Source organism: Corallococcus aberystwythensis (assembly GCF_003612165.1).
GTDB lineage: Bacteria > Myxococcota > Myxococcia > Myxococcales > Myxococcaceae > Corallococcus > Corallococcus aberystwythensis.
Genome location: NZ_RAWK01000001.1, coordinates 1 through 17788, shown reverse-complemented (window position 1 = coordinate 17788; position 17788 = coordinate 1). Strand labels below are relative to the sequence as shown.

Genomic DNA, 17788 nt, shown 5'->3' with positions numbered 1-17788 from the left:
TTTCAAGCCTGGGTGTCTGCCTTCACCCGCGCCGGTCGCGCAGCCGCGTGTATGTGTATGAGATGACCAGCAGCATCACGCCCAGCAGGATGAACGTGATGACCCGCTGATCCGGCGGCAGCTTCGCCACGTCCACCAGCACCAGACGTCCCAGGGCGAGCCCCAGCACCGCGAGCGCGGCCAGCCGGTACCAGCGCTCGCGCACCGTGAAGCCCACGCCGAAGAGGAGGAACGCGGCGATGACCCAACCCAGCGTCACGAGTCCCCCGGGCATCCGCGCGCCCACCAGCGCCACCAGGGCCAGCCCCGCGCCCACCGCGCAGATGGCGGTGAAGGGCGTCCGGGCCTCGGGTTCGGGCAGGCCGGCGACGCGCACCGTCCCGCCGCGCTCCACCAGGACGAACGCCACCACCAGCCCGATGAGCAGCGTCAGGCGCCCCGGCGTCTCCCACTCACAGGCCCCCAGCGCCACGTAGAGGATGAGCACGCCCACGCCGCGCAGCACCGGGGACTCCACTCCGCGCGCGGCCAGGCCCGCGACCAGCCCCGTCACCGTCCAGGCCGCCACCAGCGCGACGTCGTCGTAGCGCGCGGGCATGGCCAGCGCGAGCGTCACCGCGGTCAGCGCGAGGTACGCGTGCGTCAGCCCCACGGGCGCGCGCTGGAGCCGCGCCACGGCCGCCGCCGCGCCATGCGCCAGCGCGACGACGAGCAGGAACGTGAAGAGGCGCGAGTCCTGCTCCTGGGAGACCTCGTAGGCGCCCAGCGACGTCAGGCCCACCCAGTTGAGCAGGGTGAACGCGAGGCTCGCGCGCAGGGGCAGGTCGCGCGGGCGGACGAGCAGCGCCACGGAGAACAGCAGGAAGTAGAGCGCGAGGAAGCCCAGGCTCAAGAAGAGCCGGTCGTCCTCGGGGGCGCCCGGCGCCATGTGGCCCGTACGCACCGCCCAGACGACGTGCGTGCTGTACACGGCCACCAGGCTGGACAGGGGCACGATGACCCAGCGGTTGCGCACGAGGAAGAACAGCGCACCCGCCGCGAGCAACGTCGTGGACAGCAGTGTGAACGCGGTGATGTCGCTGAGCATCCCCGTGTGCAGTCCCAGGAACAGCGCGATGCCCGCCACCGTCTCCGACTGCATCCGGTGCGCGATGGTGACGATGGCCACCACGAACGCCGCGAGCAGCACCAGCGCCAGCACCTCGCTGTCGATGACCCGCACCGCCGGGATGAAGTGCAGCGCGTAGGTGACGAAGTACGCGAGCGCCAGGCCTCCGCCGAAGACGATGCGCCCGAAGAGCTGATGCTTCCTCGCCAGCCACAACCCGAACGCGCCCAGCCCCGCGCTGAGCAGGTAGCCCGCGCCCACGCGCGCCAGCACCCCCAGCTCCCCGAAGTGGTACGTGATGAGGTACGCGATGCCGATGATGAGCGCCACGATGCCCAGGCGGCTCAGCCAGTAGGTGCCGACATGCGCCTCCAGGTCGCGCTGCTCGGGCGCGGCGACGGAGACAGCGGGCGCGTCGACAGGGACGGCGGGCGCGGCGACGGGGCGCGGTGCCTCCCGGGCCTCCACCTTCGCGAGCCGCGTCTCCAGGGCCGCGACCGTCGCCTCCAGCCGCTTCACCGTGTCCCGCAGGTCCTGCCCTTCACCCTCGTCCGACATGGACTTCCCCTCGTGCTCCAACGCGCTTCCCGGCCCGCGGCCTCTTCAAGCACAGGCGCGGCGTCCCTTCAATTTGGGAGGGTGAGGCGGCGCGAAACCTCGTCTATACACTCCGCAGGCTCTGCGACCCTTCCCGGGTCGGAAAGGACGAAGTGAAGACGATGAAGAACCCGCTTTTCGGCCGGATGGCCTCCGCGCTCATGCTCCTGTCGGCGATGCCCGCGCTGGCTCAGCTCAAACTGCCGGCCCCCAGCCCCGCGGCGAAGGTGTCGCAGGAGGTGGGTGTCTCCGAAATCTCCGTCGAATATTCCAGCCCCGCAGTGAAGGGCCGGAAGATCTGGGGCGAGCTGGTCCCCAACGACGCGGCGTGGCGCAGCGGCGCCAACGCGGCGACGAAGATCACCTTCAGCCACCCCGTCACCTTTGGCGGCAAGGCCGTCCCGGCCGGTTCCTACGCCATCGTCAGCCTGCCCTCGCAGAAGGGCTGGAAGGTGATGCTGAACACGGACCTGGGCCTGTGGCGGGGCGGCACGTCCTATGACGCCTCCAAGGACGTGGCCACGGTGAGCGCCACCACCACGGCGATTCCGGCGCGCGAGCGCCTGACGTACCTCTTCACCGACACCACGGACACCGGCACGCGGCTGGACCTGGAGTGGGAGAAGCTGCGCGTCTCCGTGCCCATCACGGTGGACACCGCCGCCCTCTCGAAGGCCAACATCGAGCAGGCGGAGAAGAGCATGGCCAGCATGCACACGAGCGCGGCCTCCTACCTCGCGGGCACCGCCAAGGACCCCGCCGCCGCGCTGAAGCACGCCGACGCGGCCGTGGCCGCCAACCCCACCTGGTACGCCCACTGGACTCGCGCGAACATCCTGGCGCAGACGGGCAAGTACGCCGAGGCCCGCAAGGCCGCGCAGACCGCGTGGGACCTGGGGCAGAAGGACAAGAACTTCTACGCGCGTGACGAGGTCTCCCAGGCGCTGACGGAGTGGAAGAACAAGAAGTAGCCCGCTTGAGCTCCCGGGGCCCCTCAGCGACGGAGGGGCCCCGTCAGGAGCCGGCGGTAGAGCGCCTCGTAGCGGTCGATGGCGGGGTCCTTCTGGAAGCGCTCCAGGACCCGCGCCCGCGCGCGGTGTGAGAAGCCCTGCCAGCGCTCCGCGTCCTCGACCAGCGTGAGCACGTGCCGGGCCATGGCGGGGACATCCCCCAGCGGCGCCAGGAAGCCCGTCTCTCCGTGCGTGACGAGCTCCGGGATTCCGCCCAGGTCGCTGGCCACCACGGGAATGCCGCAGCTCAGCGCCTCCAGCGCGGCCAGCCCGAAGCTCTCCTGCTCGCTGGGGAGCAGGAAGACGTCGGAGGCGGCGACCAGCTCCTCGAAGCGGTCCTGCTTGCCGAGGAACGCGACGCGGTCCTCCAGGCCCTTCTCCCGCAGCATCCGCTCCGCGGGCGAGCGCTCCGGACCGTCTCCCACCATCACCAGCCGGCAGGGACGGTGGCGGTGGACCTCGGTGAAGATGGCGACCACGTCGGCGATGCGCTTCACCGGCCGGAAGTTGGAGACGTGGATGAGCACCGGCTCGTCGTCATGCAGGGCCGGGAAGAGCGCGCGCAGGCAGGCGCGGTCGCGCACCGGGGCGTAGCGCGCGGTGTCCGCGAAGTTGGTGATGACGTCGATGGGGACGCTCTCCGGGATGTCGAAGCCCTGCCACGTCGCGCGGCGCAGGTAGGCCGACGGCACCGTCACCGCGTCGCTGCGCAGGATGGAGAAGCGCGTAATTGGCAGGTAGCTGGGGTCGATTCCCACCAGCGTGGTGTCCGTCCCGTGCAGCGTGGTGACGACGCGCGGCGCCCTGTCGCCCAGCACCTCGCGCGCCATCCACGCGGCGGTGGCGTGCGGCACCGCGTAGTGGACGTGCAGGATGTCCAGGCGCTCGTAGCTGGCGACCTCGATCATCTTGGAGGCCAGCGCGATGGGATAGGTGCTGGACTGCTGGAGCGCCGGGTAGTCGCTCTCCGTCACCTCATGGAAGACGACCTTCCGGTTCGCGCCATGCAGACGCACCGGCAGGTCCCGGGCGATGAAGTGGACGCGGTGGCCCCGGTCCGCCATCGCGAGGCCAATCTCCGTGGCGACCATGCCGCTGCCACCGAAGGTCGGAAAGCAGGTGATGGCCACGTTGAGCGGGGCGTTCATGTGCGTGCTGGGAAGAACAGGGGCCGGGCGAAGCTATTCCTACGGAAGTGGTCGAGCGGGTCGGCCAGCCCCAGCGTCTCGCGCAGGACGTAGGGCTCGCCGTGGGTGACGCCAATCTGGGCGCCATAGAAGCGGTCCCGGGCTTCCAGTGAGGACAGCGACAGCGGTGAGCCCACCAGCGTGGGTGGGGCGTCCGGGCGGGGCATCACCTGGCTGGCGTAGCAGTGCACCGCGGCCAGCTTGCGCTCGTAGACGGCGGAGACGTCGACGACGACGCTGGGCTCGGCCAGGTGGCGCAGCGGGTAGTAGAGGATCTGCCGCGGCGTGAAGGGCTCCGCGGCGGGCTCCGCGTCGAACTTGCGCACGCCCGCGAAGAAGAGGGCGCGCGTCACCAGCGCACTGGCCGCCTCGTGGTCCGGGTGCCGCTCCTGCTCCCAGGGCACGACGACCAGCTCCGGACGCAGGCGGCGCAGCGCTTCCACCACGCGGGCCACGGCGGCGGTGCGGGCGCGCTCGGGCTCGGGCGCGTCGAAGCCCGCCCACGGATTGAGCCAGCCGTCGGGCAGCTCCAGGTTCTCCCGGTGGGCCAGCCCCAGCGCGCGGGTGGCGGCTTCCGTTTCCTCCGCGCGGGATTGCAGCGTGCCGCGCGAGCTCTTCTCGCCGCGCGTCAGGTCGACGATGCCGGTGCGGTAGCCGCGGGCGGCCATGCTCGCCAGCAGCCCGCCGCAGAACAACTCCACGTCATCCGGGTGTGGGCCAAAGGCGAGGACGTCGATGCCGTAGGCGGTGCCGGTCGCGCTCATGGCGTCAGGTCCTTCGAGTCACCGTGGAAGGGGACACACGCGTCCAGCACCCCCTTCGTGAAGGCACGCGCCCCGATGTGGCAGGCGAAGTAGGGCAGCCCCAGGACACGCTCCTGGGGCGCGTCCTGCGGGAAGAGGAACGTGCGCAGGCGGTCCACCTGTTCGGCCGCCGTGGCATCGCGCCGGGCGAGCGCGCGGCGGTAGCGGCCCGTCAGCCGGGACACCGCGACCCGCACCGTGCCCCGGGTGCGGCGCAGCGCGTCCTGGAGGTTCGCGTCCACCGCCGACACCTGTCCGGCGACGCGCTCCAGCTCGGAGGAGAAGGCCCCGAAGAGGCGGGCCTCCAGGGCCTCGGGCGTCTCCAGCGACTCCGGGGCATCCCGCGTGGCCAGCCGCGTGAGCAGCGCGTCGCGCGGCACGTTCACCTCATCCGGCTGAAGCCCCACCTTGCCCAGCCACCGGCGCGCGCGGTCATCGAGCACGCGGAAGCGGGCCCGGGGAATGGCGAGCGGCATCGGCTGGCCCGCGTGGGCGTAGAGCGGCGCCAGTTGCGCGAAGTAGGCCAGCTCGCCCGGGCCGCCGACATACGCCGCCGTGGGGAGCCAGGTGTCCTGGAGGAGGGGACGCAGCAGCGCGGACGTGGTGAAGCGCAGCGGTTCGCGCTCCAGGGCGGCGTGCAGCGCGTCCTGGGTGATGGCGCTGTCTTCCGGGTGGCCCACCAGACTCCAGGCGCCCGCTTCCGCCGGGTCCAACCGGTAGCGCGGGCCCTCGAGCGCATCCGGTGAGAAGAAGCTCAGCGGCGAGCCCGGGCGGACATGGACCTGCACCGTGTAGCCCGCGCGGTCGAGCGCCTCCACACGGGCCGCGAGCACCGCGGAGAGTGTCCCCGCTTCCTGGAGGGCGAAGCGATGCACCGGCGCGGCCAGTGGCGCCAGCCGTGCGTCCCGAGGGTCGAGGAAGACGAGGCCCTCGTCGGCGAAGAGGGACGACAGCACGTCGGTGAAGGCACTCGCGAGCGTGGCCTCGGGACGGTAGGCCTGCTCCAGCAGGGAGAGGAACTCCTCCGCGTGGGGTTCTGCTCCCAGCTCGGCGCGCAGGGTGGCCAGGGCGGGGAGGACGCTCGGGCCCAGGTGGCGGTGGGCGATGGGCGCTCGAGACGTTGCCGCATCCGGAAGCTCGAGCGCCACGCGACAGGGCCCTCCGCCCCGGCGCGGGATGAAACAGTGGTCAATCTCCGGAAGGTCGTGGTCCTCCGTCTGGAGCCAGAAGACGGGAACACAGGGCCGGCCGGTTTCTTCCTGGAGCGCGCGCGCCGTGACGATGGCGGATGCGGCTTTGTAGAGTGTGTACAGCGGGCCCAGGAAGAGGCCCATCTGCTGTCCCGTCACCACCGCCACGGTGCCGGGCCGCGCGAGCAGCGCGAGGTTGCGCTCCCGGGCGGGACTCGGCGCGAGGCGCGCGTTCTGCGCGGCGAGGACGTCCAGCAGCGCGGGCGACACCGTGCGCGACGCGGCGGCGGCCACGGCCCGGGCGCGCGCTTCACGGTGCCGATAGTCGTCGGAAAGGAAGGCGAGCGCGGACGCATCTCCGCGAAGCCACGCGGTCGAGAACGAGGACGTCACGGCATGCGGTGATAACAGGTCGCGGCGGGCACGCCACCGGAAGTGCATGCGCGCACGTCGTCGCGCGGCCGTGGCGGCGGGCGTCAACCCGGAATGAATGCGGGCCGCGCGCAGGGAAGAGGCTTGTTGTAGGGTCCGCGCGGATGCGGAACCTGCTCCTCGGAATGATGCTGGCCATGAGCCTTGGAATCGGGTCGACGGCGGTGGCGCGGCCTGCCCGGCAGCTGCACGCGGGTGAAATCGCGGCGGGCCTGAAGCGGCTCGGTGTGACAGGCAGTGTGCTCTATGTCGCGGCCCACCCGGACGACGAGAACACGCGCTTGCTCGCGTGGCTGGTGGGAGAGCGCGGCCTGCGCGCGGGTTACCTGTCCGTGACGCGCGGTGATGGTGGGCAGAACCTCATCGGCACCGAACAGGACGCCCTGCTCGGGCTCATCCGCACGCATGAGTTGCTCGCCGCGCGGAGCGTGGACGGCGCGGAGCAGTTCTTCACGCGGGCGCGGGACTTCGGCTATTCGAAGAGCGCGGAAGAGGCGCTGCGCATCTGGGGACATGAAGCGGTGCTGGCGGACGTGGTGCTCGCCATCCGGCGCTTCCAGCCGGACGTCATCATCACCCGCTTCACCACGGCGCCGCCGAACCACGGCCACCACACGGCCTCCGCGCTGCTGGCGGCGGAGGCCTTCATCGCCGCCGCGGACCCGAAGCGCTTCCCCGAGCAGTTGTCCGAGGTGAAGCCGTGGAAGGCGGATCGCCTGCTGCAGAACGCCTCCTCGTGGTCGTTCAAGCCCGATGAGGACCTGTCCCGCTACGTGAAGCTGGAGGTGGGCGGCTACGACGCGTTGCTCGGGCGTTCGTGGGGGGAGGTGGCCGCGGAGAGCCGCAGCCAGCACAAGAGCCAGGGCTTCGGCCAGGCCGCGGACCGGGGCCCCGGCGCCGAGTACTTCACGCCGCTGGCGGGGACGCTTCCGAAGCGCGACGTGTTCGAGGGGCTCGAGTTCTCCTGGAAGCGTTGGAAGGGCTCGGAGGCCGTGTCCGGCGCGGTGGCCGCCGCGATGAAGACGTTCGATGCGCGCGCCCCCCACCGCTCCCTGCCCGCGCTCGTCCGCGTCCACGAGGCGCTGACCGCGCTGCCGGACACCCACCCGTGGAAGGCGCCCAAGCTGCGTGAGACGGAGGCGCTCATCGCCGCCTGCGCGGGGCTGTTCCTGGAGGTGCGTGCCGCCGCGCCCACGGGCATCCCGGGCCTGCCCGTGGCGTTGGACGTGGTGGCGCTGAACCGCTCGCCCGCCGCCGTCGAGTGGGTGGGGCTGACACTGCCAGGTGAGAAACCCGAGGCCGTGGGGAAGGCGCTGGGCGCGAACGTGCCCCTGAAGCTGTCGCGCACGGTGACGCCGCCGGCGACGGCGCCCATCTCCACGCCCTACTGGCTCCGGGAGCCTGTCACCGGAGGGCTCTACACGCTCAAGGACGAGGACCGCGCGCTCACCGGCCAGCCGGAGGGCGCTCCCGCGCTATCGGTGGCGTTCGAGTACCAGGTCGCGGGCCGGCGCTTCCGCGCGGTGCGTCCGGTGGTCTACGCCTGGACGGACCCGGTGCGCGGCGAGCTGTACCGTGACTTCGAGATCGCCCCGCCCGTCACCGCCACGCTGCCGCAGGACGTGCTCATGTTCCCCAACGGTGAGTCCCGTGCCGTGCCGGTGGTGCTGGTCGCGGGGATGGACCAGGTGCCGGGCACGGTGCGGATGGTGGCGCCGCCCGGCTGGCGCGTGGAGCCCGCCTCCGTCGAGTTCAAGCTCGCGGCGCGCGGAGACGAGCGCACCGCCACCTTCCAGGTCACGCCACCCCAGGGCTCGACGCAGCAGGGAGTCCTCTCCGTGGAGGTCGACGTGGGGGACCGCGCCTGGTCATGGCGTGCCCGTTCCGTGTCCCATCCCCACATCCCGCCGTTGACGGTGCGCCAGCCCTCCACGGCCACGGTGGTGCCGCTCTCCCTGGCCATGAAGGGCAAGCGCATCGGCTACATCCCCGGTCCGGGCGACCGCGTCGCGGAGAGCCTGAGCGCGGTGGGCTACGAGGTGACGCTGCTTCCCGAGGAGCGGCTGGCCCGGGAGAAGCTGGAGCGCTTCGACGCCATCCTCGTGGGCGTGCGCGCCTTCAACGCCAACACGCACCTGACCGTCCACCGGGAGCGGCTGCTCCAGTACGTGGAAGGCGGTGGGCGGCTGGTGGTGCAGTACAACACCAACAGCCGCGTGGGGCCGCTCACGTCCTTCGTCGGGCCCTATCCGATGGAGATTGGCCGCGACCGGGTGACGGACGAGACGGCGGTGATGACGCCGCTGCGCGCCAATGAACCGCTGCTGCGCGCGCCCAATGCGCTGACGGCCGCGGACTTCGAGGGCTGGGTGCAGGAGCGTGGCCTCTACTTCGCGTCGTCGTGGGACGCCCGCTATCAGCCCGTGTTCGCCATGCACGATGCCGGCGAGGCGCCGCTCCAGGGCGCGCTGCTGGTCGCGCGTCATGGCAAGGGCACCTTCATCTACACGGGCCTCGCCTTCTTCCGTCAGCTCCCCGCCGGGGTTCCCGGCGCCTACCGCCTGTTGGCCAACATCCTTTCTCCATGAGCACCGCTCCCAAACTGACCCCTCGTGAGCCCGCCGAAGCCGCCCCCGCGCACCGGCCCGAGCTCGATGACGCGCCGCCGCTGCTGGGCTCCTGGCGCAACATCTACATCCTGGTGCTGGGCATCTTCGTGCTGTTCGTCGCCCTGTTCTGGGTGCTCACCGAGGCGTACGCGTGACGGGGCTCGACTGGCTGGTCCTGGGCGGGACGATTGCGTGCATCGTGGTGTGGGGCCTCTGGAAGTCCCGGGGGCAGGCCACCAGCGACGAGTACATGCGTGGAGGCCGTGAGCTGAAGTGGCCCACCATTGGCCTGGCCGTCATGGCCACGCAGGCAAGCGCCGTCACCTTCCTCTCCGTCCCCGGGCAGGCCTACGAGGACGGGATGCGCTTCGTGCAGTTCTACTTCGGACTGCCCATCGCGATGGTCATCATCAGCGCGGTCTTCGTGCCCATCTACTACCGGCTGAACGTCATCACCGCGTACGAATACCTGGAGTCACGCTTCGACCTGAAGACGCGGCTCCTGGGCGCCTTCCTCTTCCTCATCCAGCGCGGCCTGGCCGCGGGCATCACCATCTACGCGCCGGCCATCATCCTCTCCACCATCCTCGGTTGGCCGCTGGAGCCCACGGTCATCGCCATGGGCGCGCTCGTCATCCTCTACACGGTGACGGGAGGCTCCAGGGCGGTGAGCCAGACGCAGAAGCAGCAGATGGTGGTGATGATGGGCGGCATGGTGGTGGCGGCCGCGGTCATCCTCTGGCGCCTGCCGGAGCACGTGTCGTTCGGCAAGGCGGTGGACGTCGCCGGTGCGTTCGGCCGGATGAACGTGGTGAGCTTCGGCTTCGACATGCAGGACCGCTACAACTTCTGGTCCGGCATCACGGGAGGGCTGTTCCTGTCCCTGTCGTACTTCGGCACGGACCAGTCCCAGGTGGGCCGCTACCTGACGGGCCGCTCCATCTCCGAGAGCCGGCTGGGGCTGCTCTTCAATGGCGTGCTGAAGATCCCGATGCAGTTCTTCATCCTCTTCGTCGGGATTCTTGTCTTCGTCTTCTACCAGTTCAGCACGCCGCCGCTGCTCTTCAACGAGGCGCTGCGCACGCGCGTGCAGGCCACGCCGCAGGCGGCCGAGTACGCCGAGCTGGAAGCGAAGTGGGAGCAGGTCCAGTCCGGCAAGCGCGCGGAGGTGGAGCGCTACCTGTCGGCCGTCGAGTCGGGCGACGTGGCGGCTGGCGAGGCGTCACGGGCGCTGCTCCAGGGCGCGCAGCAGCAGGCGGGCGCGGTCCGCAAGGAGGCCAAGGACATGGTGGCGCGCGCGCTTCCGGGCGCGGAGACGAAGGACTCGGACTACATCTTCATCGCCTTCGTGAAGCGCTGGTTGCCAAGCGGGCTGTTCGGGTTGCTCATCGCCGTCATCCTGTCTGCGGCCATGAGCTCCATCGCCAGCGAGCTGACGGCGTTGGGGACCACCACGACGGTGGACTTCTACCGGCGGGTGTTCAAGCCCGGCGCCTCGGACCGGCACGTGCTGGTGGCGTCCAAGCTGTTCACCGTGTTCTGGGGGCTGGTCGCGGTGGCCTTCGCGACCTTCGCTTCGCTGCTGGACAACCTCATCCAGGCCATCAACATCCTGGGCTCCATCTTCTACGGCACGGTGCTGGGCATCTTCCTGGTGGCCTTCTTCGTGAAACACGTGCGCGGCCATGGCGTGTTCGCGGCGGCTGTCATCTCCCAGGCGACGGTGATTGCCCTCTTCTTCCTCTCCGACGTGGGCTACCTCTGGTTCAACGTCATCGGCTGTGCGCTGGTGGTGGTGCTGAGCCTGGTGATGCAGGGCATCCTGCCGCGCGGCGAGACGCAGGCCCCGGCGACGGGGGCCTGAGTCCGCGGGGGTGCCAGGACTTCGGAGTGCTTCAGGCGAGGTTGTGGAAGACGTGCTGCACGTCGTCGTCCTGCTCCAGCATGTCCACCAGCTTGAGCACCTCCGTGGCCTGCTCCTCGGGCAGCTCCTTGAGGGTGCCGGGCAGGGGGATGTACTCGGACTGGGTGGACACCGTCGCGATGCCCTTGGCTTCAATCGCGGACATGAGCTTGCCGAAGTCCGCGAACTTGCAGCGCAGCAGCAGCTGCTTCTCGCCCTTCTCGCCGGTCGTCTCGCCCATCTCCTCCAGGCCGTGGTCGATGAGCTCCAGCTCCAGCTCCTCCTGGTTCACGCCCTCGGCGTCCAGGCGGATGGCGCCCATGTGCTCGAAGAGGCGGGACACGCTGCCCGCCGTGCCCATGCTCCCGCCCAGCTTGGTGAAGGGGAAGCGGACGTTGGCCACCGTGCGCGTGACGTTGTCCGTCGCGGCCTCCACCAGGATGCCCACGCCGTGGGGCGCGAAGCCTTCGTAGAGGAGGATCTGGTAGTCGGCCTGGTCCTGACCACTGGCGCGCTTGATGGCGGCGTCCACGTTGGTCTTGGGCATGTTCGCCGCGCGGGCGTTCTGCACGGCCCGGCGCAGCGCGGGGTTTGATTCGATCGTCGGTCCGCCGGACTTCACCGCGATCACGATGTCCTTCGTGATGCGCGTGAAGACCTTCGCCATCTTGTTCCAGCGGGCGAACATCGTCGCCTTGCGTGTCTCGAAAATGCGTCCCATGGTTTCCTCAATATACCGTGACCCGCTCCGGTGGAGAGGGTTTCGGAAGAAGGGGCCCGCGCGTCAGCCGCGCGGGAAGCGGCTCGCCAGCGCGTCCGCCAGGGGGCCTGCGCCCGTGCGCAGGGGGTCCACGCAGGGCAGGCCATGCGCCCGGCCCGTGGACTCCAACAGCGCCAGCGCTTCGTCCTCGCGCAGGTGTTCGGTGTTGATGGCGATGCCCGTGCACTGAATGGCCGGGTTCGTCAGCCGGCCCTCCAGCACCGTGCGGTCGATGACGTCCTGGATGGATGGCAGCGGGTGCCGCACGCCGCGCATGCGCGTGCGCGTGGGCTCGTGACAGACGATGAAGGCGTCCGGCTGCGCGCCGTGCAGCAGGCCCAGCGTGACGCCCGCGAAGGAGGGATGGAACAGCGACCCCTGGCCCTCCACCACGTCCCAGTGGTCCGCGTCGTTCGCGGGCGTGAGCCACTCCGCCGCCCCGGACACGAAGTCGGACACGATGGCATCCAGCGCCACGCCGCGCCCGGAGATGAGGATGCCCGTCTGTCCGGTGGCCCGGAAGTCCGCCTTCCACCCGCGCTGGCGCAGCTCCTTCTCCAGCGCCAGCGCCGTGTACTTCTTGCCCACCGCGCAGTCGGTGCCCACGGTCAGCACGCGCAGGCCGGGCCGCTTCGTGCCCTGGCCGGTGGCGAAGTCCCGGTCCGCGAAGCGCACGTCGTGCAGCTTGCGCCCATGCTTCGCCGCCGCCGCGGCCACCGCGGGGAACGAGGACAGCCGCTTGTGCAGCCCGGTGGCCACGTCCAGTCCGGCCTCCAGCGCCCGCACCAGCGTGTCCACCCACGCGTCCGCCAGCACGCCGCCCGGGTTCACCACGCCCACCACCAGCGTGCGCGCGCCCTTCGCCTTCGCCTGGGCGATGTCCATGTCCGGCAGGCCACAGTCCGCCACGCAGCCCGGAAGGCGAAGCTGACCCACGCACCAGTCCGGCCGCCAGTCCACGACGCCGTGGGCCGTCTTGGCCGCGAGCTGATCCTTCACGTCTCCCAGGAACAGCAGGTAGGGCTTGTCGATGTCCACGCGCGGTGCCTTAGCACGGCGGAAAAACGGCGTGGAAATGGCGCGGGGGAATAAGCGCGACAGCGGACGTAACAGGGAGGAGCCCGCATACGGGCCCCTTTCTCACGGAGTCACCCCATGCGCTTCTCCTCGTCCGCCGCCCTGTTGTTCGCCGCCTCGCTCGCCACCGCCTGTGGCGGTCCGCTGGAGGAGGAGACCGCCACCTCCGACGTCGCGGAGGAGTCCCTGGCCAGTCAGGAGCAGGACCTCGACGAGTCCTGTGTGGGGTCGGACGTGGTGCTGGCGCAGCCGGATGGCGCGGTGGTCACCGCCGTGTTTCCCCACTGCTCGTACGCGGACGCGTCGGCGGCCTCCAATGACGGCACCTATGACCAGCCGTCGTGTCCCCACCGCTTCGTGACGGAGGTCACCGGCCTGGGCGGCAACTACGCCCAGCCGTTCGTGGAGGTCATCCCGGCGACGAGCAACGTCACGGAGAGCGCCTGCAAGGGCATTGCGATTTCTGGCTCGGCGTTCGGCTACAAGAACGGTGTCTGGTTCGGCCTGGGCTCGGTGACCACGACCGGTACCTGGTACCCCGCGACCCTCTTCTGGCCGGCCCACTGCTCGCTGCGCGTCAACATCGGCACGGGCGGGTCGGGCTACAGCAAGATGCGCGTGACGGGGCTCGGGGCGGCGCTGGGCGTCTTCAAGGGCCGGGTCCGCACGGGCGTCCGCATCGGCAACGGCCCCTGCTAGCCCTCCGGGCCACCGTCCCGGGCCTCCCACCTGCCGGGTGGGAAGCGCCGGGGAGGGTGTCGACGGACTTCGCGGGCGGGGCCGCTCCTGCTAGGAACGGCCCCGTGGTGTTCCGCCCGCGATCGCCCCGCACCGCCCCCCGGCCCGGGGAGTCCTCCGCATCCGCGCCGGAGGTGTCTTCATCGTCCGGTGGGGACGCCGCGGAGTTCCAGGCGCTCATCGCGCGGTGCGCTCCGGCGTTGGAGGAGCGGGCCCGCATCCTGTGCCGGGGGCGCAACCCGGCGGACGCGAAGGACCTGTTGCAGGAAACCTACGAGCGGGCCTTCCGCGCGTTTCATACGTATGACCGGTCCGCGCCCCCCATGGCGTGGCTGGCGTCCATCCTCGTTCGACGCTTCCTCGACTGGTGCCGGCACGACCGGCGCCACCCCCAGGAGGAATTCACCGACGCGATGGGGGACACCCTGGCGGAGGCCGAAGCCGCCCCGGAGACATGGGCGCGCTACACGTTGGATGACGTGTGGCTGGCGGTGGAACAGCTTCCCCCGGAGCTGCGCGAGGTGGTCCGCATGAAGGACATGGAGCGACAGAGCTACGCGGAGATCGGCCGGCGGCTCGGCATCCCGTCCATGACGGTGGGCACCCGCCTGTTCCGGGCGCGCAAGAAGCTCAAGGAGCTGCTCCTCGCCCGGGAAGGCACCGCGGGGGGCCCGGCGTGACTGTGTCCTGTGAACAGCTCGCCGCCTTCGTGGACGGGGAGCTTCCATCCGAGGAGGCCGAGGCCTTCCAGGCCCACCTCGCGGACTGCGCGGAGTGCCAGGCCGCCCTGGAGGACCAGGTGCAGGCGAGCCTCCTGGTCCAGGCCGCAGCGGACGCGCGCTCCGCATCCGGCTCGGGACTCAAGCCCGTGCCCGGCACGACAGCCTCCCGCACCGGGCCGGTGTCCGATGCGGGAACGCGCGCTCCGTCCGCTCGCCCCCGCGCCCGCTCCGCCTGGGATCGCCGCCGCGTGGCGGGCTTCGCGGCGGCCGCTGCCGCGGTGGTGCTCGCGGTGCTGGCGGTGGGGCGTCCGTGGCGTTCTTCCGAAACAGAGCGGGCGCTGCCCTTCGCGCTCGCCGCCGCGCGTCCCCTGGAGGGCCGGCTGAGCCACCCGGGCCTCGCGGGCTACCGCGGGTTGGGCACCATGCGCGGCGGCTCCGACGGCCGGCCAGAGCTGGACCTCAAGGCCCTGACGGCGCTGGAGGCGAAGGGCGACCTGCACGGCGTCGCGACCGCCTGGCTCGCGGCCGGGGACTTCGAGCGGGCGGAGCGCATCCTGGAGCGTCTGCCCGCGTCGCCCGCCGTCATGGGGGACCTGTCGCTGGCGGCCCTGGGCCGTGCCCAGCCGGAGCGCGCGCTGACCCTGCTGGAGCGCGGCCTGGAGACCGCGCCGGACGACACGCGGCTGCACTGGAACCGGGGCCTCGCGCTCCAGGCGCTCTCGCTGGAGCTGGCCGCGGCGGCGGAGTTCTCCCTCGTGGCCCAGGCGAAGGAGCCCGGCTGGAGCACCGAGGCGCTCGAGCGCGCGGACGGCCTGCGCAAGGGCGCGCTGGCGCGGCGGGACTCGTGGAAGGCCATGAACGCGGCCGGCATGACGCTGGCGCTGGACGGCACGCCGTACCCGGCCTCCATGGCGCGTCGCAACCCGGACCTGGCGCGGCTGTACCTCTACCACGCGCTGCGTGCGGCCCCGACGGTGGAGCGCGTGAAGGCGCTGGCGCCGCTGGCCGAGCTGCTGGACGACGTCACCCGCACGAAGACAGCGAGCGCCTACGTGGCCCGCGTCGCGGCGGCGGACTTCCACAAGCGCGGCCCGCTGGCGAACACCTACCGCGAAGTCCTGGCCGGCATGCGGACGCTGGAGGGCGCGGAGGCGGACGCGTTCCTCGCGCGGCTGCGGCGCTCCGGTGAGCGCGACCTGCTGCTGGGCGCCATCCTGCTGCTCCACCAGGAGGACCGCTTCGTGGACGAGCTGACGCCGCTGGTCCGTCAGTCCGACGAGCCCGCCTGGTACGACGCTCCGCTCGCCCGGGGCCGGGCGCAGGCGGCGCAGGCGCGAGGGGACATGCGGACGGCGGAGACGTCCCTCAAGGACGGGCTTGCGTCGTGCCGGAGCGCGGGCTTCCAGTACCGCTGCGTGGATCTCCAGCGGCACCTGGCCGCCCTCTACAACCGGCTGGACCGCCGCAAGGAGGCGGAGGTCCTGGCCCGCTCCGCGCTGGAGGAGGCCTTCCGCACCGACAGCTGGTTCCAGGAGGAGATGCTCCTGTCCGACCTGGTGACGAGCGCGCGGCTGAGCCACGCCCCGGCCCTGGCCCGTGCCTACCTGGACGAGTACGTCCAGCACGATCCGCAGGACTGCGCGCGCCGCTCCGAGTACCACCACGCCCGGGCGCTCCTCTTCGTGGAGGCCCTGGACGCGAAGCGGGCCCGGCGCGAGGTGCAGGACGCGCTCGCCTGTCCCACCGCGCCCATGCTCCTGGAGGTCGCCGTCGCCGGAGACCTGCTGCGGATGGAGGGCAGCACGGTGCCGGGCCGCGAGCTGGACCGCGTGCGCGAGCGCATCCGCGTGCTGCGCGAGGACCCATCGCTGACGGCCGGTGAGCGGCTGCTCGTGGACCACATCGAAGGGCGCCTCGTCATCGAGCGCGACCGCGAGGCGGGACAGCGGATCCTGCGTGGCGTCATCACCGGCTCGGCGCTCCTGCGCTCCACCGACATCGAGGCACGCAAGGCCTGGGCCCACAGCCACCACGTGCTGGCGATGGACGCGGGCCGGGCGAAGGAGTGGGGCCCCGCCGTGGACCTGCTCGCGGAGGAGGTGGACCGCGCCGCGCCCACGTCGTGCCTGCTGGCGCTGGCCGGCCAGGATGAACGGCTGCTCTTCGTCGCCCGGGGCCCCACCGGCGCGAGCAACGGGCTGTACCTCAACGCCCTCCGGCGGCCCCTGCGCGAACAGGTGCCCGCGGTGCCCGAGTCGCTCCTCCAGCTGCTCTCCGGCTGCGACGCGGTGCGGGTGCTCGCGGAGCCCATCCTCCAGGGGCGCCCGGGGGTGTTGCCGGGGGACCGCGCGTGGAGCTACCTGGCCCCCGGCGGACACCGCGTGGACGCTCCCGCCGCGGCGCCCGCCCCGAAGCGGCTGGTGGTGTCGGACGTGGAGCCGCCCGCGACGCTCGGGCTGCCGCGCCTGATGCCATGGAAGGGCGTGACGGGACCGGGCGACGTCCACCTGCGGGGCCGCGCGGCCACGCCGGAGGCGGTGCTCGCGGAGATGAAGGACGCCACGGAGGTGGAGCTGCACACGCACGGCCTCTCCGGCGCCGTGTCCGACGCCGCCTTCCTGGCGCTGTCCCCGGACGCGGCCGGCCGCTACGCGCTCACCGCAGAGGACCTGGAGGGCCACACGCTCCAGGGCGCCCCGGTGGTGATGCTGGCCGCCTGTGACGCGAACGTGGGCGCCTGGCGCTACCACGCGGTGTGGAGCCTGCCGTCGGCGCTCATCCAGGCAGGCGCGCGGGCCGTGGTCGCGCCGTCCACGGAGGTGCCGGACGTGGAGGCCGGGGCCTTCTTCCAGGCCCTGTTGGAAGCGGTGCGGCGCGGCAGCCCGCCGGCCCAGGCGCTCCGGGACACCCGCGCGCGGTGGCTCCATCAGGGCAGCGCCCGGTGGATCCAGGACCTGGTCGCGTTCGAATAAGTAGACTCCCGCCGAATATTCGCGCCGCCGCGCGTAAGGGAACCGGGAGGAATCATGATCACGCGTTGGAAGTCCGCAGTGGGAAGGATGGCCGTGGGCATCGCCACGCTGTCAGCGGCGCAGGCGGGGGCCCAGCAGGCGAAGACCCAGAACACCCCGGTGAAGCTCGCCCCGGCGGCGAAGCCCATGGCGAGCCCGGCCAGGGCGAAGGCCACCGGCGCGGTGGACGTGGCCGTGGATGAGGGCGCGAAGGGCACCCGGCTGTACCGGTACGACCGGAGCAGCGGGAAGCTCACGCTGGTGAAGCAGCTCACCCAGAAGGAGGCGGCCAGCAGCACCGCCGGCTTCAAGGCGCTGGCGGACGTGCAGGCCGGCGGCACGTCCCTGGTGGACCCGGACCGCGGCGGCGCCGTCGCCCCCGAAGGCCCGCGCCCCAAGGGCGGCGGTCCCCCGGGCGGACATGATCCGGACCCCATCAGCCCGTCGGACGTGGCCAACATCAACCGCGAGCTGTCCACCCTGAAGCTGGACAAGGCCCGGGTGAAGGTCGGCACGCCGCTGCAGCGCTAGTCCCGGTTTCTCACGGGACGGACTGGATGGCCGTGGCGCCAGGGTAGGGGCACGTCGCCTCACCCTGGAAGGCCACGGCCTTCACGTTCCTGGATGGACCCCCGCCCACC

At 71.5% G+C, this 17788-nt stretch carries 14 protein-coding genes; 8 read left to right on the top strand and 6 right to left on the bottom strand.

The window, feature by feature from the left end:
• Positions 1-22 precede the first annotated feature (22 nt).
• Positions 23-1666 carry a DUF2339 domain-containing protein gene (locus D7W81_RS00070; protein WP_120553297.1) on the bottom strand — a complete coding sequence of 548 codons (1644 nt, stop codon included), beginning with the start codon at positions 1664-1666 and terminating at the stop codon, positions 23-25.
• A gap of 152 nt (positions 1667-1818) precedes the next feature.
• Between D7W81_RS00070 and D7W81_RS00065 the strand changes: the two genes are divergently transcribed.
• A complete protein-coding gene (locus tag D7W81_RS00065) occupies positions 1819-2676 on the top strand; it encodes a DUF2911 domain-containing protein (RefSeq protein WP_120553255.1) in 858 nt (285 codons plus the stop codon).
• Between the two features lie 23 nt (positions 2677-2699).
• On the opposite strand, the gene bshA is transcribed toward D7W81_RS00065, so the two are convergent.
• From bshA to bshC, 3 genes are read right to left on the bottom strand one after another with little or no spacing between them, the layout of a single operon-like run.
• A complete protein-coding gene (gene bshA, locus D7W81_RS00060; protein ID WP_120553254.1) occupies positions 2700-3863 on the bottom strand; it encodes an N-acetyl-alpha-D-glucosaminyl L-malate synthase BshA in 1164 nt (387 codons plus the stop codon).
• On the bottom strand, positions 3860-4666 hold the full coding sequence (gene bshB1 / locus D7W81_RS00055) for a bacillithiol biosynthesis deacetylase BshB1 (RefSeq protein ID WP_120553253.1): 807 nt from the start codon (positions 4664-4666) through the stop codon (positions 3860-3862). Before bshB1 ends, bshA begins: the two co-directional genes overlap by 4 nt.
• Positions 4663-6336, bottom strand: coding sequence for a bacillithiol biosynthesis cysteine-adding enzyme BshC (gene bshC / locus D7W81_RS00050; RefSeq protein ID WP_208721103.1), 1674 nt, complete (start codon positions 6334-6336; stop codon positions 4663-4665). Before bshC ends, bshB1 begins: the two co-directional genes overlap by 4 nt.
• A 95-nt stretch (positions 6337-6431) precedes the next feature.
• Here bshC and D7W81_RS00045 point away from each other — a divergent pair, with 95 nt between their 5' ends.
• From D7W81_RS00045 to D7W81_RS00035, 3 genes are read left to right on the top strand one after another with little or no spacing between them, the layout of a single operon-like run.
• Positions 6432-8915: a PIG-L family deacetylase gene (locus D7W81_RS00045; protein WP_120553252.1), complete on the top strand. Its 2484-nt coding sequence runs from the start codon at positions 6432-6434 to the stop codon at positions 8913-8915.
• Positions 8912-9091, top strand: a complete 180-nt coding sequence (locus D7W81_RS00040) for a hypothetical protein (RefSeq protein WP_120553251.1) — start codon at positions 8912-8914, stop codon at positions 9089-9091. Before D7W81_RS00045 ends, D7W81_RS00040 begins: the two co-directional genes overlap by 4 nt.
• Positions 9088-10800, top strand: coding sequence for a sodium:solute symporter family protein (locus D7W81_RS00035; RefSeq protein WP_120553250.1), 1713 nt, complete (start codon positions 9088-9090; stop codon positions 10798-10800). Before D7W81_RS00040 ends, D7W81_RS00035 begins: the two co-directional genes overlap by 4 nt.
• A 31-nt stretch (positions 10801-10831) precedes the next feature.
• Here D7W81_RS00035 and D7W81_RS00030 read toward each other — a convergent pair whose 3' ends face one another.
• Together D7W81_RS00030 and dgcN are read right to left on the bottom strand one after the other, a co-directional pair.
• The gene (locus D7W81_RS00030) at positions 10832-11560 is read right to left on the bottom strand and encodes a YebC/PmpR family DNA-binding transcriptional regulator (protein ID WP_120553249.1); all 729 of its coding nucleotides are present in this window, start codon (positions 11558-11560) and stop codon (positions 10832-10834) included.
• A gap of 63 nt (positions 11561-11623) precedes the next feature.
• On the bottom strand, positions 11624-12637 hold the full coding sequence (gene dgcN / locus D7W81_RS00025; RefSeq protein ID WP_120553248.1) for an N-acetyltransferase DgcN: 1014 nt from the start codon (positions 12635-12637) through the stop codon (positions 11624-11626).
• A gap of 117 nt (positions 12638-12754) precedes the next feature.
• Here dgcN and D7W81_RS00020 point away from each other — a divergent pair, with 117 nt between their 5' ends.
• The 4 genes from D7W81_RS00020 (at position 12755) to D7W81_RS00005 (ending at position 17678) form a co-directional block, all read left to right on the top strand.
• Positions 12755-13375 (top strand): hypothetical protein, encoded by a 621-nt coding sequence (locus D7W81_RS00020; protein ID WP_120553247.1) that lies wholly within the window; start codon positions 12755-12757, stop codon positions 13373-13375.
• A 107-nt stretch (positions 13376-13482) separates the two neighbouring features.
• Positions 13483-14094, top strand: a complete 612-nt coding sequence (locus D7W81_RS00015) for an RNA polymerase sigma factor (protein WP_244226880.1) — start codon at positions 13483-13485, stop codon at positions 14092-14094.
• Positions 14091-17108, top strand: coding sequence for a CHAT domain-containing protein (locus tag D7W81_RS00010; RefSeq protein ID WP_120553245.1), 3018 nt, complete (start codon positions 14091-14093; stop codon positions 17106-17108). The genes D7W81_RS00015 and D7W81_RS00010 overlap by 4 nt, the downstream gene beginning before the upstream one ends.
• Before the next feature lie 54 nt (positions 17109-17162).
• Entirely contained in the window at positions 17163-17678 is a 516-nt protein-coding gene (locus tag D7W81_RS00005) for a hypothetical protein (protein ID WP_147445293.1), read from the top strand.
• The last annotated feature ends 110 nt before the right edge of the window (positions 17679-17788 follow it).

Excerpts from the sequence above, each read along its gene's own strand:
- D7W81_RS00070 (WP_120553297.1), bottom strand. The coding sequence starts at position 1,666 with ATGTCGGACGAGGGTGAAGGGCAGGACCTGCGGGACACGGTGAAGCGG.
- bshA (WP_120553254.1), bottom strand. The coding sequence starts at position 3,863 with ATGAACGCCCCGCTCAACGTGGCCATCACCTGCTTTCCGACCTTCGGT.
- bshB1 (WP_120553253.1), bottom strand. The coding sequence starts at position 4,666 with ATGAGCGCGACCGGCACCGCCTACGGCATCGACGTCCTCGCCTTTGGC.
- bshC (WP_208721103.1), bottom strand. The coding sequence starts at position 6,336 with ATGCACTTCCGGTGGCGTGCCCGCCGCGACCTGTTATCACCGCATGCC.
- D7W81_RS00045 (WP_120553252.1), top strand. The coding sequence starts at position 6,432 with ATGCGGAACCTGCTCCTCGGAATGATGCTGGCCATGAGCCTTGGAATC.
- D7W81_RS00040 (WP_120553251.1), top strand. The coding sequence starts at position 8,912 with ATGAGCACCGCTCCCAAACTGACCCCTCGTGAGCCCGCCGAAGCCGCC.
- D7W81_RS00030 (WP_120553249.1), bottom strand. The coding sequence starts at position 11,560 with ATGGGACGCATTTTCGAGACACGCAAGGCGACGATGTTCGCCCGCTGG.
- D7W81_RS00020 (WP_120553247.1), top strand. The coding sequence starts at position 12,755 with ATGCGCTTCTCCTCGTCCGCCGCCCTGTTGTTCGCCGCCTCGCTCGCC.
- D7W81_RS00005 (WP_147445293.1), top strand. The coding sequence starts at position 17,163 with ATGATCACGCGTTGGAAGTCCGCAGTGGGAAGGATGGCCGTGGGCATC.